32 protein-coding genes and 1 pseudogene are annotated in these 25,808 nt (G+C 70.6%); 11 read left to right on the plus strand and 22 right to left on the minus strand.

The window, feature by feature from the left end; translation table 11 throughout:
* Positions 1-117 precede the first annotated feature (117 nt).
* The 8 genes from P2L57_RS29465 to P2L57_RS29500 all read left to right on the plus strand — a co-directional run bounded on the left by P2L57_RS29465 (position 118) and on the right by P2L57_RS29500 (position 8,792).
* Positions 118-1,521: a TadA family conjugal transfer-associated ATPase gene (locus P2L57_RS29465; RefSeq protein WP_275819565.1), complete on the plus strand. Its 1,404-nt coding sequence runs from the start codon at positions 118-120 to the stop codon at positions 1,519-1,521.
* Positions 1,518-2,453, plus strand: a complete 936-nt coding sequence (locus P2L57_RS40365; RefSeq protein ID WP_275819567.1) for a type II secretion system F family protein — start codon at positions 1,518-1,520, stop codon at positions 2,451-2,453. The genes P2L57_RS29465 and P2L57_RS40365 overlap by 4 nt, the downstream gene beginning before the upstream one ends.
* Positions 2,450-3,346, plus strand: coding sequence for a hypothetical protein (locus P2L57_RS29475; RefSeq protein ID WP_275819569.1), 897 nt, complete (start codon positions 2,450-2,452; stop codon positions 3,344-3,346). The genes P2L57_RS40365 and P2L57_RS29475 overlap by 4 nt, the downstream gene beginning before the upstream one ends.
* A 46-nt stretch (positions 3,347-3,392) precedes the next feature.
* On the plus strand, positions 3,393-3,596 hold the full coding sequence (locus tag P2L57_RS29480; protein WP_275819571.1) for a hypothetical protein: 204 nt from the start codon (positions 3,393-3,395) through the stop codon (positions 3,594-3,596).
* A 44-nt stretch (positions 3,597-3,640) separates the two neighbouring features.
* Complete coding sequence (locus P2L57_RS29485) at positions 3,641-4,051, plus strand: TadE/TadG family type IV pilus assembly protein (RefSeq protein WP_275819573.1); 411 nt, start codon at positions 3,641-3,643, stop codon at positions 4,049-4,051.
* 163 nt (positions 4,052-4,214) lie between these two features.
* Positions 4,215-4,784, plus strand: coding sequence for a TadE/TadG family type IV pilus assembly protein (locus P2L57_RS29490; RefSeq protein WP_275819576.1), 570 nt, complete (start codon positions 4,215-4,217; stop codon positions 4,782-4,784).
* A 62-nt stretch (positions 4,785-4,846) separates the two neighbouring features.
* Positions 4,847-5,233 (plus strand): pilus assembly protein TadG-related protein, encoded by a 387-nt coding sequence (locus P2L57_RS29495; protein ID WP_275819578.1) that lies wholly within the window; start codon positions 4,847-4,849, stop codon positions 5,231-5,233.
* A 34-nt stretch (positions 5,234-5,267) separates the two neighbouring features.
* A complete protein-coding gene (locus P2L57_RS29500; protein ID WP_275819580.1) occupies positions 5,268-8,792 on the plus strand; it encodes a LysM peptidoglycan-binding domain-containing protein in 3,525 nt (1,174 codons plus the stop codon).
* Between the two features lie 315 nt (positions 8,793-9,107).
* Here P2L57_RS29500 and P2L57_RS29505 read toward each other — a convergent pair whose 3' ends face one another.
* Complete coding sequence (locus P2L57_RS29505) at positions 9,108-10,382, minus strand: DUF2637 domain-containing protein (RefSeq protein WP_275819582.1); 1,275 nt, start codon at positions 10,380-10,382, stop codon at positions 9,108-9,110.
* Between the two features lie 263 nt (positions 10,383-10,645).
* On the opposite strand from P2L57_RS29505, the gene P2L57_RS29510 reads away from it, so the two are divergent.
* Complete coding sequence (locus tag P2L57_RS29510) at positions 10,646-10,792, plus strand: hypothetical protein (protein ID WP_275819584.1); 147 nt, start codon at positions 10,646-10,648, stop codon at positions 10,790-10,792.
* Between the two features lie 126 nt (positions 10,793-10,918).
* On the opposite strand, the gene P2L57_RS29515 is transcribed toward P2L57_RS29510, so the two are convergent.
* The 12 genes from P2L57_RS29515 to P2L57_RS29570 all read right to left on the minus strand — a co-directional run bounded on the left by P2L57_RS29515 (position 10,919) and on the right by P2L57_RS29570 (position 17,146).
* The gene (locus tag P2L57_RS29515; RefSeq protein WP_275819586.1) at positions 10,919-11,830 is read right to left on the minus strand and encodes a hypothetical protein; all 912 of its coding nucleotides are present in this window, start codon (positions 11,828-11,830) and stop codon (positions 10,919-10,921) included.
* Complete coding sequence (locus tag P2L57_RS29520; protein ID WP_275819588.1) at positions 11,827-12,684, minus strand: ParA family protein; 858 nt, start codon at positions 12,682-12,684, stop codon at positions 11,827-11,829. The genes P2L57_RS29515 and P2L57_RS29520 overlap by 4 nt, the downstream gene beginning before the upstream one ends.
* Positions 12,685-12,905: 221 nt before the next feature.
* Positions 12,906-13,037 carry a hypothetical protein gene (locus P2L57_RS29525; RefSeq protein ID WP_275819589.1) on the minus strand — a complete coding sequence of 44 codons (132 nt, stop codon included), beginning with the start codon at positions 13,035-13,037 and terminating at the stop codon, positions 12,906-12,908.
* 115 nt (positions 13,038-13,152) lie between these two features.
* Complete coding sequence (locus P2L57_RS29530; RefSeq protein ID WP_275819591.1) at positions 13,153-13,704, minus strand: hypothetical protein; 552 nt, start codon at positions 13,702-13,704, stop codon at positions 13,153-13,155.
* Entirely contained in the window at positions 13,701-14,384 is a 684-nt protein-coding gene (locus P2L57_RS29535; RefSeq protein ID WP_275819593.1) for a hypothetical protein, read from the minus strand. Before P2L57_RS29535 ends, P2L57_RS29530 begins: the two co-directional genes overlap by 4 nt.
* Positions 14,381-14,839, minus strand: a complete 459-nt coding sequence (locus P2L57_RS29540; protein ID WP_275819595.1) for an NUDIX domain-containing protein — start codon at positions 14,837-14,839, stop codon at positions 14,381-14,383. The genes P2L57_RS29535 and P2L57_RS29540 overlap by 4 nt, the downstream gene beginning before the upstream one ends.
* 22 nt (positions 14,840-14,861) lie before the next feature.
* The gene (locus P2L57_RS29545) at positions 14,862-15,038 is read right to left on the minus strand and encodes a DUF8839 family protein (RefSeq protein WP_275819597.1); all 177 of its coding nucleotides are present in this window, start codon (positions 15,036-15,038) and stop codon (positions 14,862-14,864) included.
* Complete coding sequence (locus P2L57_RS29550; RefSeq protein ID WP_275819599.1) at positions 15,035-15,520, minus strand: hypothetical protein; 486 nt, start codon at positions 15,518-15,520, stop codon at positions 15,035-15,037. The genes P2L57_RS29545 and P2L57_RS29550 overlap by 4 nt, the downstream gene beginning before the upstream one ends.
* Positions 15,520-15,726, minus strand: a complete 207-nt coding sequence (locus tag P2L57_RS29555) for a hypothetical protein (RefSeq protein ID WP_275819601.1) — start codon at positions 15,724-15,726, stop codon at positions 15,520-15,522. The genes P2L57_RS29550 and P2L57_RS29555 overlap by 1 nt, the downstream gene beginning before the upstream one ends.
* A 23-nt stretch (positions 15,727-15,749) precedes the next feature.
* Complete coding sequence (locus P2L57_RS29560) at positions 15,750-15,914, minus strand: hypothetical protein (protein WP_275819603.1); 165 nt, start codon at positions 15,912-15,914, stop codon at positions 15,750-15,752.
* 117 nt (positions 15,915-16,031) lie between these two features.
* Positions 16,032-16,472 (minus strand): ASCH domain-containing protein, encoded by a 441-nt coding sequence (locus P2L57_RS29565; RefSeq protein WP_275819604.1) that lies wholly within the window; start codon positions 16,470-16,472, stop codon positions 16,032-16,034.
* Positions 16,469-17,146, minus strand: coding sequence for a GGDEF domain-containing protein (locus tag P2L57_RS29570; protein ID WP_275819606.1), 678 nt, complete (start codon positions 17,144-17,146; stop codon positions 16,469-16,471). The genes P2L57_RS29565 and P2L57_RS29570 overlap by 4 nt, the downstream gene beginning before the upstream one ends.
* A 107-nt stretch (positions 17,147-17,253) precedes the next feature.
* Between P2L57_RS29570 and P2L57_RS29575 the strand changes: the two genes are divergently transcribed.
* Entirely contained in the window at positions 17,254-17,535 is a 282-nt protein-coding gene (locus tag P2L57_RS29575; protein ID WP_275819608.1) for a hypothetical protein, read from the plus strand.
* Between the two features lie 61 nt (positions 17,536-17,596).
* Here the strand turns inward: P2L57_RS29575 and P2L57_RS29580 are convergent, their stop codons facing one another.
* The 8 genes and pseudogenes from P2L57_RS29580 to P2L57_RS29615 all read right to left on the minus strand — a co-directional run bounded on the left by P2L57_RS29580 (position 17,597) and on the right by P2L57_RS29615 (position 23,896).
* Complete coding sequence (locus P2L57_RS29580) at positions 17,597-18,442, minus strand: hypothetical protein (protein WP_275819610.1); 846 nt, start codon at positions 18,440-18,442, stop codon at positions 17,597-17,599.
* A gap of 92 nt (positions 18,443-18,534) precedes the next feature.
* Positions 18,535-19,017 (minus strand): annotated as a pseudogene (locus P2L57_RS29585) (ATP-binding protein); the annotation flags it as partial.
* A 23-nt stretch (positions 19,018-19,040) separates the two neighbouring features.
* Entirely contained in the window at positions 19,041-19,550 is a 510-nt protein-coding gene (locus P2L57_RS29590; RefSeq protein WP_275819612.1) for a hypothetical protein, read from the minus strand.
* A gap of 119 nt (positions 19,551-19,669) precedes the next feature.
* Positions 19,670-19,936: a hypothetical protein gene (locus P2L57_RS29595; RefSeq protein ID WP_275819614.1), complete on the minus strand. Its 267-nt coding sequence runs from the start codon at positions 19,934-19,936 to the stop codon at positions 19,670-19,672.
* 2 nt (positions 19,937-19,938) lie between these two features.
* The gene (locus tag P2L57_RS29600; RefSeq protein WP_275819616.1) at positions 19,939-20,469 is read right to left on the minus strand and encodes a hypothetical protein; all 531 of its coding nucleotides are present in this window, start codon (positions 20,467-20,469) and stop codon (positions 19,939-19,941) included.
* Positions 20,470-20,497: 28 nt separating this feature from the next.
* Positions 20,498-20,962, minus strand: a complete 465-nt coding sequence (locus tag P2L57_RS29605) for an RRQRL motif-containing zinc-binding protein (RefSeq protein WP_275819618.1) — start codon at positions 20,960-20,962, stop codon at positions 20,498-20,500.
* Between the two features lie 264 nt (positions 20,963-21,226).
* Positions 21,227-21,481, minus strand: a complete 255-nt coding sequence (locus P2L57_RS29610) for a hypothetical protein (RefSeq protein ID WP_275819620.1) — start codon at positions 21,479-21,481, stop codon at positions 21,227-21,229.
* An 87-nt stretch (positions 21,482-21,568) separates the two neighbouring features.
* Positions 21,569-23,896, minus strand: a complete 2,328-nt coding sequence (locus tag P2L57_RS29615) for a hypothetical protein (RefSeq protein WP_275819623.1) — start codon at positions 23,894-23,896, stop codon at positions 21,569-21,571.
* Between the two features lie 234 nt (positions 23,897-24,130).
* Here P2L57_RS29615 and P2L57_RS29620 point away from each other — a divergent pair, with 234 nt between their 5' ends.
* Positions 24,131-25,354: an RNA-guided endonuclease InsQ/TnpB family protein gene (locus P2L57_RS29620; RefSeq protein ID WP_275819625.1), complete on the plus strand. Its 1,224-nt coding sequence runs from the start codon at positions 24,131-24,133 to the stop codon at positions 25,352-25,354.
* A 57-nt stretch (positions 25,355-25,411) separates the two neighbouring features.
* Here the strand turns inward: P2L57_RS29620 and P2L57_RS29625 are convergent, their stop codons facing one another.
* Complete coding sequence (locus P2L57_RS29625) at positions 25,412-25,792, minus strand: hypothetical protein (RefSeq protein ID WP_275819627.1); 381 nt, start codon at positions 25,790-25,792, stop codon at positions 25,412-25,414.
* Positions 25,793-25,808: the final 16 nt, after the last annotated feature.

Raw genomic sequence — 25,808 nt, forward strand, 5'->3', positions numbered from 1 at the left:
GTCCCGCGCACTCCCTTGGGGCACGCGTTCTTCAACGCCCAGCCGGCCCGCCCCGAGCCTGTCGGCCCGCCCGTGCCCGAGGCACCCGCGCCCGCATCTCGGGTAGCGGCCGGAAGCGTGAGCGCGACGGACGTGAGCGGGTTGCCGGGGGCGTTGCCGGTGCCGTGGGCGGTGATCCAGGACCTGCGCCGGCAGGTCTCGGACGATGTGACCGAGGAGCAGGAGCGGCGCGCGCAGCTGGGTCAACGGCTCGTCGGGCAGGCTGAGGAGGCCTTCAGTCGCTCGGCGATCGCCCGCCGGGTCGCGGCGTGGGCCGCGCAGTACGCCCAGGCGCACGAGCCGTTGACGCGCGGGCAGGAGACTACGGTGCAAACGGCGGTCTTCGACGCGATGCACCGGGCCGGGCCCGTGCAGCGGTACCTGGATGACCCGTCGGTGGAGAACATCGCGATCGACGGCTGGGACTTGGTGTTCGTCCAGTACAACAACAAGTCCCGGCAGCGGGTGCCCGGCTTCTTCAGCACCGACCAGGAGCTGATCGACTGGGTCAACCTGATGGCAGCCCAGTCCGGTTACGGGGAGCGGGCGTTGTCGCCGGCGACGCCGGAGGTGGAGTTCCGGCTGCCGGACGGCTCTCGGGCTACTGCCACGCTGCTGACCACCAGGCCGACGGTGGCGATCCGTCGGCACGGGTTGATGCGGCACGGCCTGGAGCAGTTGGTGAAGTGGGGCACGATCGACTCGGTGCTGTCGACCTTCCTGCAGTGCTGTGTGCTGGCGCAGAAGAACATCCTGATCGCCGGCCCGATGGACGCCGGGAAGACCACGCTGCTGCGGGCGCTGGCGCGCTGCGTGCCGGCTGAGGAGCGGATCGCGACGCTGGAGTCGGATCGGGAGCTGTTCCTCGATGACCGGCAAGCGTTCGGGATCGAGCCGCACGTGCTGGCCTTCGAGGCGCGCAAGAGCAACGGCGAGCGCGACCGGTCCGGCAATCTGATCGGTGAGGTGAGCGTCGGGGACATGGTGCCGATGACGCTGCGGTTCAACGCGACCCGTGTGATCGTCGGTGAGGTCCGCTCGATCGAGGCGTTCGCGATGTTGGATGCGATGGCCTCCGGCGGTCTGGGAGGCATGTGCACCATCCACGCCCGGCAACCGTCGGTGGTTCTTCCCCGCCTGGTGCAGTTGTGCACGCGTACGGGGATGACCGTGGAGTCGGCGCACATGCTCGTGTCGCAGACCATCGACCTGGTCGTGTACATCAAGCGGGTCGACCGCACCCGGCTCGGCGGGCGGGTGCAGCGGTTCGTCACCGAGGTCAACCAGGTCGATGGGCTGACCGAGAACGGCCGCCCGGCCTTGGTCCCGTTGTTCGGCCCGCGTGCGGATGATCCGCGCGCTTATCCGCAGCACTCCCCGTCTCCGGAGTTTATAGAGGACCTGAGCAACGTCGGTTTCGATCCCCGCTGGCTGCAGATCGGCGGCCAGTGGGGCGAGTTGGAGCAGGAGAAGGCGCAGTGAGTACGGGGTCGGATGCGACGCTGGCGGCGGTGTGCGGGCTGGCGGTCGCGCTCGGTGGAGCGGGGGCGGTGCTGGCAGTCCGCGGCAGGATCGTCGAGCCTGGCCGGCCGGCTCGGATCAGTCGTTGGCAGCGGGTGCGGGCCGAACTGCCGGCCTCCTGGCGCCAGCGGGGCCGCTGGCACGCCGCAGCCATCGCCGTGGCGGTGGTCGCTACCTGGGCGTATACGGGCTATCCGATGCAGGGGCTGATCGCCGGGCTAGCCATGGTCGGCCTGCCGTTCCTGCTGCATCCGGAAGGCGCGGCCGGTGCGCGGCCGCGGATCGAGCGGCTGGAGGCGCTGGCGCAGATGCTCAATCAGCTGGCGGCCGTGCACAAGGCGGGCTCAACCTCGCTGGACCGGTCCTTGATCGCCGCGGTGCCCAACGTGCCACCCGTGATTCGTGCGGACATTGGCCGGCTCGCCGCGCGACTGGAGGCGGGCTGGTCTCCGCCGAACGCCTACCGGGCGTTCGCCGACGAGCAGGCCGACGGGGTGATCGACCACGTGATGCTGCTGTTCCAGTCCCACTGGCGCAACAAGGGCTCCGGGCTCGCCGCGGCGCTGGAGGCTCTCGCGACAGGCATCGCCCAGCAGGCGGCCGGTCTGCGCGATGAGGAAGCACGGCGGGCGGGGACGCGGAAGGAAGCCCGCCTGGTGAGCTTGATCTTCCTGGGGATCGTGGCCGTCTGCACGATCAACGGGCAGTGGGTCGGCCCGTATGACACCTGGTACGGGCAGATCCTGCTGGGCGTCTTCGCCGTGATGTTCGTCGGCGCGTTCGCGTGGCTGCGGCGCATGGCCCGTCCCGAACCGGAACCGCGGCTGTTCGCGCCCGCCCAGCCGGCCCCAGGGCGCACCACGCATCCGGCGTCTGAGGGAGGGGTTCAGTGATCTCGACGCTTGCGTTGGTCTGCGGGGGCGTTGCGGGGGCGACCCTGGGGCTGGGGGTGCGCCAACTGCGGCCCAAGCGCCAAGACTTGGACGAGCTGCTGCACCCGAGTACCAGCCGGGCTCGGCGCACCCCGACCGTCGAGCAGGCACCGGGCGCCGGGCAGTGGTCGCAGCGGCTCGGGCAACGGCTGCTGGCCAGCCCGCTGGCGGATGTGGCACGGCTGCGCCGGGCGGACCTTGCCCTGCTGCAGATCAGCCCGGCCCAGCAGATGGGCAAGCAGGCCGGTGCCGCGCTCGCCGGCCTGATGATCCCGGCATGCCTCGCCGCGCTGCTGGCGCTGGTCGGCATCACCCCACCGCTGGCTCCCCCAGCCGCCGCCGGCGTGCTGTTCGCCATCTTCCTGTGGACCAGGGCCGCGGCCGAGACGCGGACCCAAGCCCAGCAGGCCCGGGCCGGCTGGCGGTATGAGGTCGAATCATTCCTCGAGCGCGCGGCGCTGGCACGGCTGGCCGACGCCGGCGGCGCGGAGACCCTCTACCGGACCGCCGAGGTCGGCGACGGGCCAGCCATGGTGCGCATCCGCGCCGCCCTGGAGCATGCGCGGCTGGCCGCCATCGACCCATGGGAAGCGCTGCGCACGCTCGCCGACGACGTCGACATCCCCGAACTCGCGCGCCCGGCCGAGGCGCTCGCGCTCGCCGGTAAGCAATCCGCCCCCATCTACATCACCTTGCAAGGCCAAGTCGCGCAGCTGCGCAGCGCCCGCGTGGCGGACATGCAGGCCAGGGCCAGCGAGGCCTCACACAAGATGGGCGTGCCCGTCGTGGTCCTCGGCCTGGTCACCTTGCTGTATGTGGCCTACCCGGCCTTCTCCCGGATCTTGTCCGTCTGATCAATCACCCGAGCCCGCAAGTGGATTCGGAAGGTAAGGAGCCCTCGTGAAGCACACGCGACAGCGGCTGTGTGTCGCCCTACTGCGCCGCTGGATCACCCTGCGCGACGCGACCACGGAAAGAGACCGGGGACAGTCCACCGCCGAGTGGGTCATCATCCTCGCCGCGGTCGCCGTCTTGATCGGCCTGGTCTACGCCGCCGTCCACGCCAAGGTCCTCCAGAAGATCGGCATCATCAACGGGGCCTGACCAACCGGGAGAAGAGGGGAGAGGGGCGTGGGGGAGTGAGGGCGATGCTGGCGTTGATCCGTCGCCGACTGCGTACGGCCGCGGCATCGGGTGATCGGGGTGCGATGGCGCTGGAGCTGTCCGTCATCGCACCCGTGGTCATCCTGCTGCTGTTCGCGACGATTCAGGCTGGCCTGTTCTTCCACGCCCGCGAAGTCGCCCACCGCGCGGCGCAACTCGGCGTCGACGCCGGCAGGTCGATCAACGCCGCGCCGGGCGACGGCCCGCGCGCCGCGACTTCGTTCCTGGACCGCATGGGCGGCTCCCTGCAGCACCCGCACGTCTCCCCCGCCGGTTCCAGCGCGACGGAGACCGTCATCACCGTGGCTGGCGATGTGGCCACCCTCGTCCCGGGCTTGACCTGGCACGTGGTCCAGCGCGTGCAGGCCCCCCACGAACGATGGATCAACCGATGACCCAAGCTCCCGAAGATTCTTCCCTGCTGGAGGTCACCTCGGGCCGCCGGGGGCGGCTTGATACAGGTAGCGGCCCCTTCATGCCGCGGTGGGGACGAAGGAGAAGGGCCATCACGCGATGACCAACCGGTGCACAGCAGCGCGGCCGGGCGTTGCGGCAGGCATGCGTGGCATACGCCGCAGGCTGCGCCCCGATCAGCCCCATCCCCCCAGGCGGCGCCCGGGATGGTGGGGGCGCGACAACGGTGGGATCGCGCTGGAGACTGCGGTGATGTCCGTGGTCTTCATCCTGCTCCTCGGCCTGCTCGTGGCAGCAGGAAGGATCATGCTCGCCCGCGGCGTCGCGGACAACGCCGCCCACGCCGCAGCCCGCGAAGCCTCCCTCGCCCTCACCCCCGACACCGGGCAGCAAGCCGCGCAAGCCGCAGCCCGCACCTCGCTGCAGGACTCCGGATTCCACTGCTCCAACATGCAGGTGACCGTCAACTCCCAAGGTGTGGCCTCCCCCGTGGGACAAGCCGCCACCGTGACGGCCACCGTCTCGTGCACGGTCGCCCTCTCCGACATCGCCCTGCCAGGCCTGCCCGGATCCAGGACACTGACCGGCCACTTCACCTCGGTCGTCGACCCCTACCGGACCAGAGCTCTTGGATTCACGAATTCTGAAGGGACCTCGGCCGCACCGACGTTGCCGTCCCTGGCAGCGGCTGAGAGCGGGGTGGGGGTGCTGTGAGGACGCTACGCACGCGCGCCAGCCGCCATCTGTTGCGTGTCTTGCGGCGGGATGACGGCGCCATGACCGTCTTCTACACGGTCATGGCCTTGTGCTTGTTCGTGGTCGTGGGGCTGGTCTGGGACGGCGGAGCGGCCCTGGACGCAGCCTCGCGCGCCGATGAGGTCGCCCAGGAGGCGGCCCGCGCCGGCGGCGAGCAGATCGACCCCACCCAAGCCATTCCCGGCAAGGCGATCGTGGTCTCCCCAACCGCCGCCGAGTCGGCCGCCCGCTCCTACCTGAGCCAGGCAGGGGTGAACGGCACGGTGAGCATCGCCCCCGACGGACAGACCCTCACCGTCGAGGTCACCAGCAGCTACCAACCGGTGTTCGCCACCTTGTTGGGGATCACCAGCATGCCGATCCACGGACACGGCACCGCCCATCTGCTCCACCAGGCCGGAGGCTGATTCCACGATGTCCCCCGCCCGCACCCGTCCTGCCATGCAGCGCCGCATGCGGCCCGCCGCCCTCGCCCGCGCCGCGGTCTGCCTGATCGGACTGGCCGCGCTGCTCGCCGGCGTGCCCTACCTGCTGTGGCACTGGGGCACCCTGCCCACCCACGCGCCCACCTTGAGCCAGGTACGCGCCGCGCTGACCCAACCCGACGACGGCAGCCTGCTGTTCACCGTGCTGACGATCGCCGCATGGGTCGCATGGGTCTGGTGCCTCGTGCCGGTACTCATCGAGATCATCGCTGTCCTGGCCCGGCGCACCACACCCCGCCTGCCCGGACTGGCCGCACCCCAAAGGCTCGCAGGCTTCCTCGTCGGGGGCATCCTGCTGATCGCTACCCCGGCCACCGCCATGGCCGCTACCGCTCCCACTGCCGCCGCGGCCCCCGCCACCGCAACCGCTCCACAGCGCACCGCACCTGCTACCACTCCGGCCGCCGCCGCGGCGCACGCACCGACCGCTGGCCCGACGCACACCGTTCGGCACGGCGACACCTTGTGGGACCTGGCCGAGCGGTACCTCGGCGACGGGATGCGCTGGAAAGACATCGCCGACCTCAACCCGGGTACGCAGGCCGGCGCCCTGGTCGACGGCAGCGAGCTGAGGCTGCCGGCCGACGCCCACTCCCCCGCCACGGCGACCGGCCCGGACACCAGCAACACCCAGGCGGCACGTCCCGACCGGGCGGCATACACCGTCCGCAGCGGCGACAACCTCTCGGGCATCGCCCACGACCAGCTGCACGACGCGTCCGCATGGCCAGCCATCTACAACCTCAACAAGGGCGAAGCCCTCCCCGACGGCGGCCAGTTCGACAGCCCGGACCTGATCGAGCCCGGGCAACAGCTCGCCCTCCCGGCACAACCAGCAGGCGATGGCACCGCATCGCACCCCACCAGCACACCCACCCCACCCCCAACACACTCAGCCGGCGGCCAGGCCACCACGCAACCGGTGACACCGTCGGCACCCGCCACCGCGGTGCCGACTACACCGTCGCCGACCTCCACACCAACGCGGGCAACGCCCGCACCGGCCCAGCAGACCACCCCTGCCGCACCCACCAAGCCGCCCACACCACAGCAGACACCAGCCCCCACCACGCACTCCCCCACACCGACCACTATCGCGCCGGCCGGGACCACACACCCGGTCAACCGCAGCATCCTGGTCATGCTCGGCGGCGGGCTACTGGCCTCATCCCTGCTCACCGCCCTTGCAGCACGCCGCATCTGGCAGCAGCGCGCCCGACGCCCCGGCCACCGCATCGCCATGCCCACCGGCAGCACCGCCGCAACCGAACACGCACTACGCGCCACCGAAGACCCCGATGGCACCACCCTCATCGAGGGCGCGCTGCGTACCGCCGCCGTGTACCTGGCCCAGGCCGCGCGGCCCCTGCCGCACCTGATCGCCGCACTCCACGGAGACGACGGGCTCACCCTCTATCTGGCCGATCCCGCCCCGCCGGTGGCCCCCTTCACCACCAACGACGGCGATCTGACCCGCTGGCACTGCCCGGCGGACACCAGCGAGCTCCTCGGACCAGACCACACCGGCGACGTCGACGCCCCCTACCCGTTGCTCCTGCCCATCGGCGGCGACGGCGACGGCCGCTCCGTGCTGGTCGACCTCGAGCACTTCGGGCTCATCCGACTCACCGGCCCGCGGCGCGAGCAGGTGCTGCGCACCCTCGCCATCGAGGTGGCCACCAGCCCGTTCGCGGACTGCCTCACCGCCCACATCCTCGGCCCCGCCTGTCCCGGGCTGACCGAACTGGTCCCCGAACGGCTCACAACAACCCCCGATCCGACCGCCGCCGTCCATGGTCTGGCCGCCTGGCACCGCGACCAGCAGACCGCACTGGAAGCGGTCGACGCCGACAGCATGCGCCACGCCCGCGCCGGCGGCGACAACCTGGCCTCCTGGACCCCCCATGTGCTCCTGGCCGCCCACGACTTCACCGAGGACCACTGGAACGATCTGCAGGAGGCCGTCACTGCGCGGCCGCGCAGCGCCACCGCGCTGATCACCACCAGCGCCCCACACCCCACCCTCGAGAGCGGATGGGAGCTGGCCACCGACGAGCGCGCCGTGGCGATCCCCGGGACCGACCTGACCTGCATCCCGTTGAGCCTGGCCGACGAGGACTACCACGACATCATCGACTCGCTCGCCACCACCGGGCAGCCAGACCACCTCGCGCCGGCCCGCCCAGCCGAAGGGCATCCCAGCGACGGGCAGGACGAGGCCGCGTGGTCCAGCGACCAACCGTCCACCCCTGTGGAACCACAGGTGGAACCACAGGTGGAACCGGTCGGCTCCCCGCTGGAACTGCAGTTGGAACCCGCCGCCTCTGCGTTGGAATGGGACTGGGAACCGACACCGGATGAGGACGAACCCGACGCGCCGCGCGGACTGCAGGAGTCTGCCGTCGACGACGAGCCGGCCGAGCCTGGCGCAGCGATGGACGCGGGCGCGCCCGAGCGCAGTGATACGGAAGGCGGCGACGCGGGCACTGATGCGCTCATCTCGCAACTCGCTGGCCTCGATGCCGACAGCCCCGGGCAGGCGCAGCTGGAGGACACGCCAGCCCCACACGACGAGCCACGTCACGCGCCGAGTCCCACGTCCCCCGCGGACATCAGCGCGGTGATCATCCCGGCCGTACTGCCCGCAGGGCTCCCCTCCCCCACCATGGCCCCGCCCCCAGCGTTGGCAGCCGAACACCCCGCACAACCGGCACCGGCAAGGGCCACGGAGCCCCCACACAACCCAGAGCCCACTGGCCCGGTCATCCGCGTCCTCGGCCCCGTCGAGATCACCGGAGCCCGCGGCGAACTCGACCGCTACCAGCGCCCCTCAACCGAGATCGCCGCCTGGATAGCGCTCCACCCCGGACGCGACCACCATGCCCTCGACGAGGCGATCTGGCCGGGCAAGAACGTCTCCCGCCAATCCCGGAACTCAGCCATCAGCCGCCTGCGCGCCTGGCTCGGCGTCGACGAGCACAACCACCCCTACCTGCCACACGTCAGCGACACCGTCGATGCCCGCTACCGCCTGGCCGACGCAGTCACCTGCGACTGGGCCGTCTTCCAACGACTGGCCAGCCATGGGATGCGCACCAGCGGACCCGACGGCGACCAAGCGCTGCGTGAGGCACTGGAATGGGTCCGCAGCCGGCCCTTCGCCGGCGTTCCACCCCGCCGCTACACCTGGGCCGAACACTGGATCCAGGAAATGATCTCCACCATCGTCGACGTCGCCACCGAGCTCGGCGACCGCCGACTACAGGTCTGCGATCCGCGCGGCGCCCTGTGGGCGGCAACCAAGGGACTGGACGCCGCACCCGAGATGGAACAACTCCACCGGATCGCATTCCGCGCCCACCACGACCTCGGCGACCACCACGGTCTCGAGCGCGCCGTCCAGCGCCTCGAAGACCTCCTGATGGAACTACAGGTAGACATGGACGAGGAGACCTCAGACCTCCTGCACACGCTCGCCTGACCGCCCGCCGGCCAGCCGATCGAACAGCTACCGGCCGGTTGCGCAGATGCTTGCGCAACCGGCCAACGCCTGCAGCCATGCTCGAACTCCGCCGACTCCGACCACCTACCCGCCACCGGGGTACGCACCAGACCGCTCACCCGGGAAGGCCCCAAGCCCAGGCATCACCGCGCAAGCATCTGCGCAACCGGCACGATGTACGGCGCGGATTCCACCGACGGGCGACACCCGTTCCAACTCCGGCCACAGCCGTTCCACACACGACGCCCCTGGGATTCCACCGAGCCCCGCCGGGTTGGAACCACACAGACGACGTCAGCCCCGCGTCCGCTCCTGCCGAACCTCACCGATGTACTTGCGAGTGGTGCCCACCGACAGATCCAGCACGGGCGCCAGATGGGGCGCAAGGGAATTCGCCGACCGACCCCGCAACTCACCAGGCAAGCACTTCAAGAGGGCCTCCACCGCCTCACGCCCCTGCAGCCCGTCGACTCCCGCGACACTCACGGTGTGGCCATCGATGAGCGCCACCGGGTCCAACCCGTCCGGCTCCAACCCATGGTCCGGTTCCAACTCGCCGTCCGGTTCCGCGTCCTGCAGTTCCCCTTCAATGGACAGGTCATCGAGAGGGAGCCGAGCGTGCACAATCGGCACACGGTCGGCCTGGGTGCGAGCTGGAGGCGCTCCCGCGTAGGCGACCTCTCGCTCCACCCGCCCCTGGACTGCCCCTTCCAACCGGTCATCTGCAGTGTCGCCGTGCACGTTGTTCCATCCGCCGGCAGGTTCCAACGCCTCCCCGCCAGCAGAGCGAGCGGCCGCAGAATCGGCCTCGACGGTCGGCGCCGGTTCCAACCCTTCCAACCCGGCGGCGCCAGGGACCGCGTTCACCTCAGGGCCGGCGAACCAACTGCCTACCGGCGCCTCGATGCTGGCCGCCGCGAGACCGGCCGCCGCCGTCTCGGTGAGGGGGACGCCGTACCGGGCCAGCCGTAGCGGCATCAGCGACTCGACCGGGGCCTTGCGCCGCCAGCCCCGCCCGAATCGCGAATGCAGCCGCGCCTGATACACGAGCCGCTCCTGCTCCAGCCTGATGACCTGGTCGTAGGAGCGCAGCTCCCACAGCTTCATACGCCGCCACAGCAGGAACGTCGGGACCGGCGCCAGCAGCCAGCGCGTGATGCGCACGCCTTCCATGTGCTTGTCGGCGGTGATGTCGGCGATGCGCCCGATCGCGTGCCGGGCGGCCTCGACGGAGACCACGAAGAGCACCGGGATCACCGCGTGCATCCCCATGCCCAGCGGGTCGGAGGCCGCTGCGGCGTTGAACGCCACGGTCGCGATGGTCAGCAACCACGCCGTCTGCCGCAGCAGCGGGAACGGAATCCGGAACCAGGTCAGCAGCAGATCGAGAGCGAGCAGTACGACGATCCCGGCATCGACGCCTATCGGAAAGACGTTCGCGAAAATACCGAAGCCTTTGCGTAGGGCGAGTTCGCGCACCGCTGCGTAGGAGCCAGCGAACCCGATCGTGGCGATCGCCAGAACGCCGATCGCGACCACGCTGATCAGGATCCGGTGAGCACGCGTCAACTGCGCGGGCCCTCCCGACGTCACCGATGCCACGGCCCCCTACCCCTCCCGTTGTGCATGATCTCAGGAACGCGCCCAAGACTCTCACGCGGATCGAGCAGATAGCACGGCGGCGAACATGCCCCTGGTGGTGAGCAGTGACGTTCGCAGTACCAGCGGCAGTGCCGCTGATCAGGCGAGCCCGCTGGCGCCCGGCATCTATGAACTCACCTGGGCCGGGAACGGCCGCGCCACATGGCAGTACGGCCCGGAGATAGTTCGCGGTGCCCAGCACATCATCTGGCGCCGCATCGGCACTGGTCCGGCGCAGCGAGGGATTCGCCAAGCTCGGCGACACGCTGGAGCAGTCCGACGTGCGTCCCGCGAACCCGTCGTTCTACGGGGTGCGGAGCACTGAGTTCCAGAGCTAGGCCACCAGCACAACGTTCCTCAACTCACGGGATCTTGTGGTCTGTCGGCGAGTAGGGTGCGTTTGTATACGCGGCGGGGCGCCCGGCCACCACCTTTGGCCGGGCGCCCCATCGTGTGTTCGGTCTTCAGCTGTTGCTGGTCTTCATCCGCTCGAAGACGACGTCGAAGACTCGCGAGTCCCTTTCGTCGGCGAAGGCGGCCAGGAGGTGAGTTAGGACCTCGTTGCGGGGGATGCGCCCACGGTCCAGCCGGTCGGCGAGCGCCACGGAGCGCCGGTCGACCTCACGCTTGAGTTCGGTGGGCAGGGCCGTCGACGGCTTGGGGGCTGGCGGTGTCGCTCCCTCTATGGCTCCGGCCAGGGACTGCGCGATGACGTTGACGTCATCCTCGTCGCTGAGCGCCAGGTCGCCGGGGAACAACTTCACGGTTTCGCGTAGGCGCTTGGCCGTGACCTTGTCCGCGCCAATGGCCTGGACGACCATCTCGTACACGCCGACCGCGGCCTTGAGGCCATGCCGGTTGAAGAACGGCACGAGCTCGCGCACCTGCCCCTCTGGGGCTTTGTAGCCGCGGGCGTTGAGGACCTCGCCGATCTGCCAGCCGTCGCGGAGTTGGCTGCACCGGGAACGGCTGATGCCGTGCTCGATCTCCGCCCACTCTTCGATCGTCGTGTAGCAGCGCTCCGGTTCCAGTTTGTGTACGAGCTTGCGGAACAGGCGGCCGGTGGCGACGGTGTCGAGGGACTTGCCCGCGACCCAGGTTGCGGTGGACAGCAGCTCGATGCCGGCCACGCAGGCATCGAGGCGTTCCTGTTCGTCGGCGGTGAGGTTTCCGGTGCCTGCCGGGTCGACGGGGTCGGGGATCTTGTCGACTCCGGGGCGGGCGGCGTTGACGGCGGCGGTGATCCGTTCAGCAAGGGCCTGCTCGGTCAGCGCCTGGCGCTCCTCTTCGACCCGCGCAGCGGTTCGGGTCAGGCTGGTGGCGGCGTCGGTGGACGCCTCTTCGTCGTCCCAGCCGTCCAGTTCGAAGTCTTTCATGCTGCGGTCACCAGCTTGGCGTTGACGGCGATGGTGCGGAAGAAGCCGGCGGTGTCGGTCTTGGGCCGGTAGAACACAACGGGCAGGCCCTTGTTGCGGGCTTCCTTGAGGTCGGCGGAGCGGACGGGGATCTCGCCCAGGAGCGGGATGCGCGGGTGGTTTCGCAGCTGCTTGTAGACGGCGGCGTCGAAGTCACCCATGGGCTTCATGACGCGGCCGATGACCATACCGATGACGTCCAGGTCGTCGGCAGGACGCCCGAGGTTGGTCATGATCTTCTTGTGCTGGGCGACCTGCATCTTGACGGCCTTCATTGCCCATTCGTCGACGTCGACCATGATGATCGCGCCGGTTGCAGCGGCGGTCTGGGAGTCGGTGTCCGTGTCCAGGGCGGGGCGCATGTCGAGCAGGATGTCGTCGTACTCGCCTTGGAAGTGCCCCAACATCCGGGCGTAGAACTGGAGCGCAGCCCCTGTCTCGCGCAGCCGGGACGGCAGGAAGGCCATGTCCATGCTGGCGGGCAGGACGTCGATGTTCTCGACCTTGGTCTTGGCAACCAGGGGGTGCGGGTCGGACATGTCGATGACGACGGTGGCCTGAGTGGGGCCCTTTTCGTCGTCCAGCATGGGCACCTTGAAGGCGGTGGTGGAGTTGCCCTGGGGGTCGCAGTCGCACACCAGGACGCGCCGACCGTACTCGGCAAGCGCCCCGGCGAGGTTGATGGTGGTGGTGGTCTTGCCGACCCCACCCTTCTGGTTGCACATGGCGATGATGCGGGTCTGCCCGCCCTCACTGATGCGAGGTGCTGGCAGCCCGAGGGCACCGGAGAGCGGGCCCGAAGCGGTCTCTGTCATGGCAGGGACCATATCCAGGGCGTTGAGGTTCTTAGCCCAGCACACCCAGATGCAACCCCTACTGGCAGCCCTTCCGGAGCATCGAACCACCCTCCGACCAAGATCATTCTTCCACAATTGTAGAAGAATGATCTTGATCGGAGGGTGGGCCTGAAAACGCAAAAAGGCCCCGCACTCCCCGGAGAACGTCGGGGAGTGCGGGGCCTCGATATAGCTGCCGCCTACGCAGCGGGCCGGGAGACGGCGAGCAGGCCGTGTCCGTAGGACAGCATCCACGCCTCGAAGAGGGTGTACTGGGGGTTGGTCGGCGGGGTGGGCCAGATACGCCGCCAGGTCAGATGCCGCCCTCCCAACGCGACTTGGTCCAGGCGGTCGTGCGGCCCACCCGGGTGTCGGAGTCTCTGGGCGTCGGGGCGGCCGGGCAGGGGGCCGGCGATCACCCCGGGCTAGTCAAGGTCCGGGCGCCGCTCAGCAGCGGCTGCCCTGGTGTCGGGGGGCGAAGGTCGCAGGGACCTGCCCGTGGTCGGGGTTGGGGATGGTGGCGGCTGCCGCTCGCGCGGCCGGGTGACGCATGGCGGTGACCGGGATGGCGCCGGGCTCGGTGGGCGGGGCCCAGACCAGGCGCCAGGTGTCGTCCCACTCGCAGCCGCAGGGGTGGTCTGGGTGCGGGTGGTACAGGACCACGGCGTGCGTGTGGACGGCGCGCGGGATGCGGGGGTCGAGCTCCGCTGGGTCGTCGCCGGGGTAGAGGTGGAGGTTCCGCCAGCCGTGAACGCGGTCCATGTAGGCGGTCGCTGCCTCGATGACGGCGAACCACCGGTGGTGCCCGAGCACGAGGAACGCGACCGGGTAGAGGTGATCGTCGGCGGAGCCGTCGAGCCCGGTGACGTGCAGGGCGCGGTGGGCGAGGAAGCCGTTCTCCACCGCGTCCTCGCCCGGCGTCCAGATCTGTTCGGCGGGGTGTGGGGTGCCGTCGTCGCCCTCGCTGGTCTCGATCTCGTACAGGGCCGGGGCGGTCACGCGCTCACCCCCGTGACGGCGGCGTCCAGGAGCGCCACGGCGTCGGCCTCGTACGGGTCGGCGAACAGCCGGTGGTCGCTGACGTCGAACGGCCCGAACCTCGCGGAGACGCGGTGTCCGGGCACGAGGGTGGTCTCGCGTCCGTCCAGCGCGGCGGTGAGCCGGTCGTAGTCCTGCTGAGCGTGCCGGGTCTGGGTGTACGGGCCGAGGCGCAACAGGGTGAAGCCGTCCAGGCTGCCGTCTTCGCGATTGCGGGCCTCGATGTAGAGGGCGTAGTGCGCGGGTTCCATGCCGACGTCGTCGGGCAGGGGCAGCCCGGCGGCGGCGTGGGTGAGCATCGCGTAACCCGGCTGCCAGAAGCCCAGGATCGACGTCGTCTCGCAGCGCAGCCAGCCGCGGTTGGCGTAGCCGAGCTGGCGGCCGTGGAGGTAGGCGCTGGCGTGCGGGGTGTCGGGGTGGACCAGGGCGACGGCGATCAGGTCGTGGTCGTCGCCGGGCCGGGTGTGCGCGCGCTCGATGAACGGGCCGATCCGTACGGCGATGTCCTGGGCACTGCCGGGTGTCCAGGGCTGCGGGTTGCGCAGGGCGGTGAGCGTCGCGCGGAACTGGTCGACGACGGCCTGGTCCTCGGGGGAGAGGGCGCCAGCGTTGCCGCAGCGGCGGAAGGAGGGTCGCTTCATCGGGTGGACTCCTGCTCGGGGGTGAGGTGGGCGGTGAGGGCCACGGCCGCGCTGAGGATCTGGGCGTGGTCGAACGCCAGCCGGTCCGGCAGGCCGTTCAGGGGCCACCAGCAGGCGGTGCGGGCATCGTCCCCGGCGACGATCGGGGTGTCGGCAGGGACGACAGCCAGGTACGCGACGGTGACGTACCGGCCGCGCGGGTCGCGGCCGGGCTGGTCCCAGACGCCGATCTGGTGCAGGTCGCCGGCGGCCACGTGGACCCCGGTCTCCTCAGCGAGCTCCCGAGCGCCGGCCTCGCGGCTCGTCTCCCCCTGGTCGACGTGACCACCGGCGCAGGCCCAGTGGCCTTCGAACGGCGGCCAGTCGCGCTCGATCAGCAGGACGTCGCCGCCGGGCGTCAGGACGACGACGTCGGCGGTATAGCGGATGGTCTCGTACGTCTCGGTGTCGGTCATGTGCACCTCTCGGTGGGGTGGGCTAGTGGGTGGTGGTGCCGGTGACCACGAGGAACTGGTCGCTGTGGAGGTCCATGACGACGTGGGCGTCGTGGCCCTGGGCGCGCTGGGCGGCGGCGTATTCGTCGGCGGGCCAGGAGCCGCGGGGGTGGCCGGCGGGGAACCGCTCCAGGACGGTGCGGGGCGCAGCGGTGGTCATCGGTCGTCACCGCCGTGCACGCGCTCGTGGATGTCGATCAGGGTGGCGATGGCGTCGGGGTTGTCGGCGAGACCGACCCACTGCCCTTGCGCGGTGAAGACGGGAACGGCGTCGGTGTCCGCGTCGAAGATGACGACGTAGTCGCCGTACCGGTCGATGACCATCTCGCGCAGGGCGGGGACCAGCGCGGTGTCGAGGACCTCCAGGACGTCCACGGTGAGCCGGGCGCGCTCGCCGGGCGTCGCGGGCTGGGCCAGGGTGCCGGTGACGCGCAGCAGGTCGCTGGGCTGTATGCCGGTCAGCAGGTTGTGGACGATCCCGGCGTCCTTGGCGGTGCAGGAGACGACGGTGTCGGGGGCGTCCTCGGGGAGGGTGTCCGCGTCGGCGGGTCGGATGGTCAGGTCGAAAGTGGCGGTGCCGTGCGGGCCGGGGGCGGGGATCGCGTCGACCCATCCGTCGACGGCGCAGTGCTTGGTGTCCATCAGCTGGCCTCCGCCAGGGTCTGGGTGGGGCGAGGGATGCGAGGTCGGGGGGTGCGCTGCGCGAGCAGCAGGAGTTCGCAGTTGCGCTTCTGCTGCGCGGGGGTGAGGGGCCGGGCCGTCGCGCCGCCGTGGCGGTGCCAGAGCGGGGAGGCCGGCGGCTCGGGGTAGGCGAGAGCGTGGTCGACGTCGCGGTCGGTGCTGCTCATGGGGACCTCCGAGGGGGAGGGGTTCAGGCGTGGGTGGCGCGCTTGGTGCTCTTGGACTGGGTGTCGGAGGCGAACCGGCCCTCGCGGCGTGCCTCAACGGGGTTCGCGGCGATCCAGTCCTCAGCGCACGCCTTGTGGACGGGCTCCCCGGCGTGGGAGCGCATCGGCGTGGGCTTGTTGCACAGCACGCAGGGGCGGTCCTGCCAGCGGTCGAAGTGCTGGCTGTCGCGCCATTCGAGGCACGCGCCGGGAGCCGGGACCAGGCCCGGGTTCGAACGGCTGCTTCTTCTTGCCTCGGGCGCTGGTCACGGCCGGAAGTCGGGCAGCTGCTGGAACACGCGCTCCAGCAGGTCCGGCGTCGGCTTCCACGGGACGACCTGCCCGCGCGCGGGGACGGGCAGGGGCAGCTCCTGGACGTCGGCGAGCACCAGGTGCCAGGCCCCGGGGTGTGCCCACTGAGAGCAGAGCGGCGCTCCCTCGAGGTCCTGGTGGCAGTCGGTGACCCGGGCGATGCCGACGACCGCGCCGGTGACCAGCTCGCGGTCGCGGATCGTGCGGCCGATCAGCGGGAGGCGCAGGGCGGGCCGGTCGATGGTCTTGCTCGTGTGCAGCAGCACCCAGCCGGTCCGCCACCGGCCGGGCCGGTTCTCCACGTCCTTGGCACCGGCGAGGATGCAGGCCGCGTACGGCTGCCGGATGCTGATGCCGCGGATCCAGTCGCCCTCGGGCAGGGTCACGGCGCTCATGCGGCCCGCCCCCACACGCTGGTGCCCGGACGGCCGGCCCGGCGCCCGTTGATGGACGCCACGGTGACGTGCTGCGCCGTCGCGAGGACCGCCCGGCCGGAGTGCTTGCCGTCGTAGAGGGCGGCATCGGCGGCCCTCTGCAGCCGGGTCAGGTCGCGGGAGCCGACCGAGGCCGGGGCCGCGGCACCTACCGAGGCGCCGACGTCGACGGTGCGGCCGTCGTCCAGGGTGACCGGCGTGTGCAGCATCCGGACCAGCTGCTCCAGGCGCTGCTCGCGGCGGTCGGCCTTCAGCTCCAGGACCACGGCGAACTCATCGCCCCCGAGCCTGCCGATCGCTGCGCGCGGGCCCGCCCAGGCGGTGAGCCGGGCGCCGAACGATGCGAGGACGGTGTCGCCCGCCGCGTGTCCGAGGCCGTCGTTGATGCCTTTGAAGTGATCGGCGTCGACCATGACCACGGTCGTGTCGTCGCCGTGGCGGGACAGGAGCCGGCGGGCGCGGGCGGTGTAGGTGTCGCGGCGCAGCAGGCCCGTCAGCGAGTCCTTCTCCTTGGCGGCGATCTGCTTGTACAGGGCGACGGCGTGGACCGCCCAGCCGGTCAGCGGGACGGCTGCGGCGGTGATCAGGAGGGTGCGCGGGCCGAACCGGCCCGTCGTGTGCAGGACGGAGTCCATACTGGTGTCTCCCTCTCGTCTCGTACGGGATGGGGAACCCGGGGCAGGCGACGGTTTCGACGCCTAGAGCGCCTGTCCCGGGGCGAATTCACATCAGGTTGTTGGGGTTGACCCACGCCGTGGTGGTGGCGTTGGGCCAGTCCAGGACCCAGTCGGGGCGCAGGCCGTGCGCGGCCCATCCGTCGCTGGAGTCGTCGGGGGGCCGGGCGGCCTGCGGACATCTGCTGCACGGCCCGGTAGTAGGCGTTGTGCGCGGCGGCCAGGGCCTCGCTCTCTCCGGCGGCGTAGCCGGTGAAGACGTGAAGACCTCGCCGTTCCTGGTCCGTTGCGTGGTGTATCGGGACGTCGACCTCGTATCGGCGCATGACGTCCAACTCCTTCCGTGTTGAGGGACCACCGCGGCCGCCCCGGCTTCCGTCGTGCGGAGACCGGGGCGGCACGGAGCGTCCGTCAGGCGCGGTAGGTGGGCGGGCGGACTCCGGCACGGAGTTCGCGGATGATCGAGCAGGGGCCCTTGGTGGCGCAGTACGCGTCGTCGGTGTCCGGAAGGGCGTTGCCCGTGTTGCCCCACATCTCGCGGGCGGCCGCGTTCACGGCGCGCAGCATCTCGCCGTTGTTGGGGCGGCAGGGGCTGTTCGTGTCGCCGACGCCGTGCCAGTGGGCGCTGATGAGGTGCTGGCGGGCCTGGCGGGCGGCCCAGCGGCGGCTGCTGGGGCCGGTGTTCTCGTGCACGTGCCCGCAGTCGTGGAAGGTGTCCATGTGGCAGCCGGTGCAGTGGTAGGTGACCAGCTGCTGCGGCTCGCTGTCGGGAAGCCACTTGCCTTCGAACTCGTAGACGATGACCTCCGCGCCCGGGATCTCGGTGTGCGCGAAGGCGGTGACGAGGCCGACGCCGTCCGCGATGCCGCCGCGCGCCTGCACGTTCCAGAAGACGCGGGGGAGGAAGTCGTCCCAGCCCTTGCCGTGGGGCCACTGGGCGTACATGACTCCCTGGGAGGCGTCGAAGGTCGCGTTGCCGTCGGCGTTCTCGCGCTGGTACTGCTCGATCTGTGCGATCGACCCGAAGTACGTGGCGCTGAACTCCTCGGACTCCAGGAAGATCAGCCCGTACCCCTCGGGGCGGGTGTCGTGGCCGTTGTCCTTGAGGATCTCGACCATGTCCTCGTAGCCGGGGTTCCCCGGGGCGATGGTGCCGACAAGCGGTAACCGGTAGCGGTCGCAGCTGGTGACGTGGGCCGGGTTGGTCTCGCTGACGTTGTGCGCGGTGCCGTACGTGTTCGTGATCGTGATGCTCATGCGTGGGTGTCCTTCCCGGGGAAGCAGCGGGTGCCCGGCGTGGCCGGGTCGCGGCGGGTTGTGACTGTTCGGCGAAGCGTCGGCGGCACGACTCACTCGCGGACCGCGTCCGCGTACTGCGCTTCCAGGTCGGCGCGGCCCTCGGGGTCGTCCTCCTGGTCCTCGTCGGTGTTCGGGCCGTGGACGGTGCAGACGATGTCCTCGTCGTCGTCCAGGTCGCCATTCAGCGCCCGGAACAGGCAGGTGACGCTGTAGGCGGGCACCCAGGCGCGGCCGGTGCATTCGTCGTCGTGCGGACACGGCACCATCACGTCGAACCCGATGTCGCCCTCGCCGTCCACGTCGGTGCGCAGGGCGAGGGTGAGGTACTGCTGACCGAGGCGGATCTCCGCGACGCGGTCGCCGCCGGCGACGTTCGAGCCCGGCTTCCACCGCCACAGCGGCAGGATGTCCTCGCCGAACACCCGGCGTACGAGGTTCAGGTCACCGAGGCCGGCGCCACCGTCCAGTCCGAGGTCGGCCTGCCGGGTCTCGCTCAGGCGCTCCAGATACGGCAGGAGCCGGTAGAGGCTGTCCAGACGGGTCCGGGAGCGGCCGGTCACCGCGTGGTGGCCTTGGTCGTGGCGATCAGCGCGGCGACGGTCTCCCAGCCGTGGTGCCAGGCGGAGTCCAGGTGGAACGCCCCGTTGATTCCGAAATCGGCCAGCTTGTAGAAGCCGCCCTTGCCGGTCTTGGTGGCGATCTTCTCCAGCAAGCCCTTGCCGGGAACCCTGCGATCCGCGGCGTAGTGCGTTCCGAACGAGAGGGCGAGCGCGGCCGCGGCGGCGGCCGGGTGAACCCGGATGCCGAGCACCCGGGCGCCGGCCCCGGCCACGATCGCCTGCGTGGCCGTGTACGTCAGGCAGTGGTGGAGGCATGCCATGCGGCCGTCGGCCGTGCCGTGGACCGTCTTCTCCTCGGTGACCGGGTCCTGGTAGGTGACCGGGTGGTCGTCGGAGGCGCCCTTCACGCGGGCGCAGAAGTCGTCCTGGATCCAAAAATCTCCGAGGGCGCTGGCGGCGCGGGTCAGTCCGAGCAGGGCGGCGAAGGTGGCGGGGCGATGCGTCATCCTGGAGTTCTCCTGATCTCGATTCGGGTGATGGGAGCGGGACGACCGGCCTCTTTGCCGATGCTGCGGTCGACCCCGTGCGCCTCCGCCCCGGCCTGTGTGGCCGGGGCGGAGGTCGTTCAGAACGGCGGTTCGTCCGGCCAGGCCGGGACACGCAAGAGCCGGATGCGGAGCTCGCGCCGCTCGGACCAGCAGCCGCACGCCTCCATCTCCGGGAACGGTCCGCCGGTCCACCAGCCGCCCGCGCCCCGGCAGTCGGGGCAAGAGCGGCGGGCGACGGGCGTGAGGTGGATCCGGTGCCGGTCGGCGTACAGCTCCCAGTGGCCGGCCTTGAGGACGGCGGCGGCCGCGGCGGCCGCGACCAGCACGGCGGTTCGGGCGCGCATGGTCAGGGCCGGGCGAAGGGCTGGACGGTGAAGCGGGTGCCCTGTCCGGAGCTGGTGGGCGTCGCGGCGAGGAAGCCGGGGTCGGACCGCGCGAGATCGGTCAGCAGCGCCTTGATCCAGTCGGTGGTCCGCTGGAGGTCGACCCGGATCGCGTTGAAGTCGGAGATGTGCACCGGGTGCGGGGTCTTGCCATAGCGGCGAGCCCACAGCCGGGTGCGGATCATTTCGGCGGCCTCGGCGTAGTCGGGCCCGGCGGGCACACCGCGCGGCATCGCCCGGCATCCGGCCGCGTGCGCGTTGGCGGCCTTGGCGGCGTCCGTCTCGGACATCGAGTTGTGCGCAGCGTTCGTCGCGGCGCGGTAGGTGCAGCCGAGGCAGGCGACGGCGTACCTGGCGGAGCCCCGGTCGGCGTCGGCGGTGTAGACGAGCACGATCGCGCCCTCCAGCGCCCGGTAGCGCTGGGAGACGAGCGTGCCCTCCGGCGTCCAGGTCTCGGGCACGAGAGCGGGGGCGGGGCGTGTGAACAGAGCCACGGTGACTCTCCTTCGAGGGGTTCGTTGATCAGGCGGCCAGCCGGTGGACGACCGGGGCCGTGGAGGCGAAGTAGGTGTCGGGGCTGGGCTCGTAGCCCCGGGCGCAGGGGTCGCAGCAGCCCTGGGTGCGCAGCGGGAGGCAGAAGTAGTACCGGCGCAGGCACTGCGGGCACGTGGACCTCGCAGCCATCGCCCGGTCCAGCGCCCATTCCTGCGCCATCGTCGGCGTCCGCTTCGGCCGGGCGATCTTTACGTCGTAAAGCCAGGCCCGGGTGGGGTGGTTGCACGACTGGTCGGGCCGGTACGCGCAGTATTTGCAGCGCAGCACCGCGACCGGGCCGTGCCCGCCGGGGCACAGGCCCCGCTCGCGCAGCTGGCGTCTGGTGACCAGGCCCTCGGGACAGGAGCGCCGGTCGAACTCCTCCAGCGTCGCGGTGCTGCGCGGCACCTTCTTGAGCTCGCGGCGCCGCCCCTTCTTCCGAGGGCGCGGCATCACCGGCTCCAGGTACCGGGGAGCCGGGCGGGGCGCTGCGGGTAGCGGGGGCCGGGGCGCTGCGGGCGGGGGCGGCCGATGCGGCCGCGCGGGCGGGGGATGAGCACGGGTGTCCTCCAACAGGGTTGATGGCGGGCAGTGCTGCGCCCCGCCGGCGGAAGGACCGTCGACGGGGCGGAAGGGGTGGGGCGTGCGGCCGGGCGGCCTGTCCGGTCCTCGCCGGCCCCGAAGGCGGGGTGGGCGAGGGCCAGGCAGAGCGTCAGGTCAGCGGAAGGCGCGGAAGCGGCGGGCGGCGCACGACCGCAGCCGGTCGAAGCGGGTGGGGTGGGTGTGCTGCCAGGCGGTGGGGAACACGTCGTGCTCGGTGGGGAAGGAGCGGGACGCGCCGCACGTGCACGTCCAGGCGTACGGCTCGGGGCGGGTGTCGTCGCGGGTCGCGGTGACCTTGGCCTTCGTGCCGTCGTGGCTCCCGTGGAAGGTGCCGACCCAGAACTCGGTCTGCTCAAGCTGCGGCTTCATCAGATTCCCTTCGGTGTTGGACGAGCGGGGCGCCGGACTGGAACGGCGCGCCTCCCGTGTGGGAAGCGCGCCGTTGTGTGACAGCGGTCAGGCGGCCTCTTCGCTGGTCTCCTCCGGCCGGGCGCCCAGGGCCACCTTCGAGGTCTTTCCTTCCTTGATCCGGTGGATCTTCCCGGCCTTCTCCAGCTTGTTCAGCACGTTCGCGAAGGTCGACTCCGCCACCCCGCAGGCGGCCTGCAGCTGGCCCCGTTCCACGTAGTCGATGTCGTCGGGGTCGATCTCGTCGCCCTCGTCGACCATGTCCACGTACATGGGGTCGGACTCGTCACGGAGGGCGGCCAGGACCTTCCCCTCCGACGTGAGCTCCTTGGCTTTCGGGAGGTCGACGCCGGCGTACGAGGTACCCGCTTCGCCGGTCCCGCCTTCGTCGTCCTTCTCCTCGAAGCCGGGGATGGGGGTCTGCGCCAGTTCCTCCATGCGCGCCTGGTCGCCCCACCAGGGGACGTCGACCGGGGCCATGATGTTCTCCGGCCGGATGTGCGGGGTGGCGTCCTCCAGGGTGTCGATCCGCATCATGCCGGCGCGCCCGCCCGGTGCCGCGACGTAGCCCAGGCCGAATGTCCTGCGCGGGTCCGACTCCTCGATGGTCGGGTCGTACACCAGCGCGTCGTCGTCCTCCACCCACACCGGCGGGATCAGGGAGGGGTCCAGGCCCTCGAAGCCGGGGGGGAGGTCGCCCAGGTTCACCTGGTCGCTGTCGGTGCGCAGGATGATCCAGGTCCCGCCGGCGATGAGGTTGGCGCGGATGGCCTGCTCTCCGCCCAGCTGGTCCAGGTTGACGGTCTGGTTGATCAGGACCCAGGGCATGCCCATGGAGCGGGTCAGGGAGGCGCCGTCCTTGACGATCTTGATGGCTTCCTTGCGGTTCGGTGCGCCCGGGGCCAGCATCTGGGCGGCCTCGTCCAGGATCGTGGCGCAGTAGGGCCGCATCGCGGACGGCTCGAAGTTCTTCAGGTCCATGGCGGCGGCCTCTTCGATCCGGTGCTGGAGGACCCACCAGGACAGCCGCATGGCGCCCAGGGCGCCGTACTTCGTCAGGCCGCTGTAGGCGGCCATCTTGGGAATCGCGGGGTTGCTGGCGCCCTTGGGGTCGCCGTAGATCTGGGCCATCTTGTTGGCGTGGTAGGCCAGGCTGATCATCTGGCCCGTGCCTCCCTTGCCGGAGCCGGTGGTACCGGCGATCACGACGTGGAGGGCGCCCAGCTTCGGGTCGAACAGCTGGATCTTCGCGGGGAAGCCGGAGACGATTTTCCCGATGTTGACCCAACCTCCCGGGGTGGCCACCAGGGAGTCCAGGCCCTGGAAGTCGTGGCCGGCCTCCAGCGGGTTGTGGTCCATGACGCGGATGATCGCGCGCCGCGGGTCGCGCCGTCCCGGCTCGTAGGAGACGAGGTCGATGGAGCGGCGGAGCGCGCCGGCCAGCTCCCCGACGTTGACGACGCGGGGGAGCGCGTCCAGGTCGTCGTCGGCCACGACGCGTGCCACCTGGCCGCCGGTGTTCTCGTCCTTGCCGACTTCCTCCAGGTGGGTCTTCGGCAGGACCCGCGCCCTCACTCGCTTCCAGGCGCCCTGGAGGGTGGAGGGGTCCAGCTCTGCGCGCTGGGTGTACCAGACGGTGATGAACGCCTCCCCGGAGTGTGCGCCGTACTTCATGGTGATGTCCTCGGGCGGGCGGCCGAAGAGGCTGGAGACGGTCTCCTTCGACACGTTCACGGAGTCGCCCAGGGCCGCGGTGATCCGTCCCTCCCAGCGGTCCGCGTAGATCACGACGTCGGAGAGGACCTGGTTGCGGTGGCGTCCCGTCTTCGGGTCGCTGATCACGCGCCCCCAGGCCGCAATCATCTTGTCGGCCAGGGACACCGGGCCGGATTCGCCGGCATTGGCCGGGCCGACCTGCGTCGGCGCCTGCTCCACCTCGATCTTCTGCCGGCCGAAGACGCGGCGCAGACGCCAGCCGGTGAAGACGACCGCGGCCCACCAGCCCAGCGACAGGACCCCGGGAACGGTGGTCGGCTCAAGGACGCCGGCCATCAGCGCATCGGACGTGGCGGCTCCGCCCAGCTGGCCCACGGCCAGACCCATACCGGTGGTGATCGCCGAGATCCCCATGGTGTCGCGGTGCGCCCGCGCGATGTCGATCCCGGGGAGCTGGTTCGCCCAGCGGCCCAGCCGGTTCATGTAGTTGGCACCGGCGAACGTCGCACCGGCCAGGAAGCCAGCCCCGACGTAGGCCGCCGCGTTCGGGTCCAGGTAGGGGGCCAGGATGCCCACCCCGACGGGCAGGACGATCTGGAGCGCCGCGGCGGCCCGCTCGGCCGGCTCCGCCTTCGGCACGGTCTTGGTGATGGTGGACATCGGGATACTCCTTGGGTGATTCGCAAGGGCGCGGCCGACCATGGGGGGCTACCCGGGCCGGCTGCGCCGGTGGTGCGTTGTGCTATCGGGATTCGTTCGCAGTGCTCCGGCCTTCAGGCCGGGGGTGAAGTGAATCGTGTGAGGGCGAGGCAGAGCGTCACCGCATCGTTCCGGTGGAGCTGGATGCGGCTGATCCGCCCGGGACTGTCAGTGCGGGGTGTTAGCGTCCGGCTCGTGCAGCTTCGGTACGCCTTCCGCCTGTACCCGAACGCCGTCCAACAGGCCGCGCTGGCCAGGGCGTTCGGGTGCGCCCGTGTTGTGTTCAACGATGCGGTCCGCGCCCGTGAGGACGCCCACAAGGCCGGGCGGCCGTTCCCGACGGCCGGTCAGCTGTCCCGGAAACTGATCACCGAGGCGAAGCAGGCGAAGGAGCGGTCCTGGCTTGGCGAGGTGTCCGCAGTGATGCTCCAGCAGTCCCTGCGCGACGCCGAAACCGCGTACCGCAACTTCTTCGCCTCTCTCAAGGGCGCTCGCAAGGGACCGAAGCTGGGTGCGCCCCGGTTCAAGTCCCGAAAGGATCACCGGCAGTCGATCCGATTCACCGCGAATGCCCGGTGGACCATCACCGACGGCGGCCGTCTGAAACTGCCCAAGATCGGCGCGGTGAAGGTGAAGTGGTCGCGCACCCTGCCCTCCACGCCGACCTCCGTCACCGTCGTCAAGGACGCGGCGGGCCGGTTCTTCGCCTCCTTCGTCATCGACACCGCCCCGGCCGCCGACGCCACGCGCATGCCCGCCACCGAGAACACCATCGGCATCGATCTCGGCCTCTCCCACTTCGCGGTCCTGTCCGACGGCACGAAGATCGACTCCCCGCGCTTTTTGCGGCGGGCGGAGAAGAAGCTGAAGAGGGTCCAGCGTGAACTGTCCCGCAAACACAAGGGATCGAAGAACCAGGCCAAGGCCCGCCTGAAGGTCGCCCGCGCCCACGTCCAAGTCGCTGACGCGCGCCGTGAGTTCCACCACCAGCTCTCCACCAAACTGATCCGCGAGAACCAAGCGATCGCTGTGGAGGATCTGCCGGTGAAGGCACTGGCGCGTACCAGGCTGGCCAAGTCCGTACACGACGCCGGATGGTCCTCCTTCATCAACATGCTGGCGTACAAAGCAGAGCGGTACGGCCGCACCCTGGTGAAGATCGGCCGGTTCGAGCCGTCGAGTCAGGTCTGCTCGACGTGCGGGGTCAAGGACGGACCCAAACCCCTGAACGTGCGGGAATGGACCTGCACCCCCTGCGGCACCGTCCACGACCGGGACATCAACGCCGCGCTCAACATCAAACAGGCCGCCGGACTGGCGGCATCGGCCTGCGGAGCGCCGGTAAGACCAGGAGCAATCCCGGCACAGCGCGAAGAAGCAGGAAGCCACGGATTCCCGACCGGAAACCGTGCCGGGTAGCGGCACGGCAACCCGTCGAGAAGGCCAGAATCCTCGCCCTTCAGGGCGAGGAGCAAGTCACTCCTGCTCGAACCAGTCGCGCGACACCTTCTCCAGACCGTCGACGTCGGAGCGGTCGAAGGCTTCCTGGAAGCCGGCGTGGGTGGTGCGGGCCTGGTCACCGGCTGCCTTCGCGGCCTTCGCGGTGTCGGCCGTCTTCGACGCGTAGGTGATCGCGCCCTCCGACACCCCGCGGATGACCTTCGCCAGTTCCTGGCACTCCGCCAGGGAGTCGCGGTCCACGCTCTTGGCTCCCAGCGCGTCCGCGTCGGAGGCGGTGTCGTCGGCCAGTTCCTTGATGTTGTCTGCGGCCTTCTTGACGCCCTCCGCGTTGCGGGCCAGGGCCTTCTCCTTGTCCTGGGTCTTTCGGACGAGGGCCTTGTACGTCAGCTCCGCCATGATCGGGTCTCCCGCC

Source organism: Streptantibioticus ferralitis (assembly GCF_029223525.1).
GTDB classification, from domain to species: domain Bacteria; phylum Actinomycetota; class Actinomycetes; order Streptomycetales; family Streptomycetaceae; genus Streptantibioticus_A; species Streptantibioticus_A ferralitis.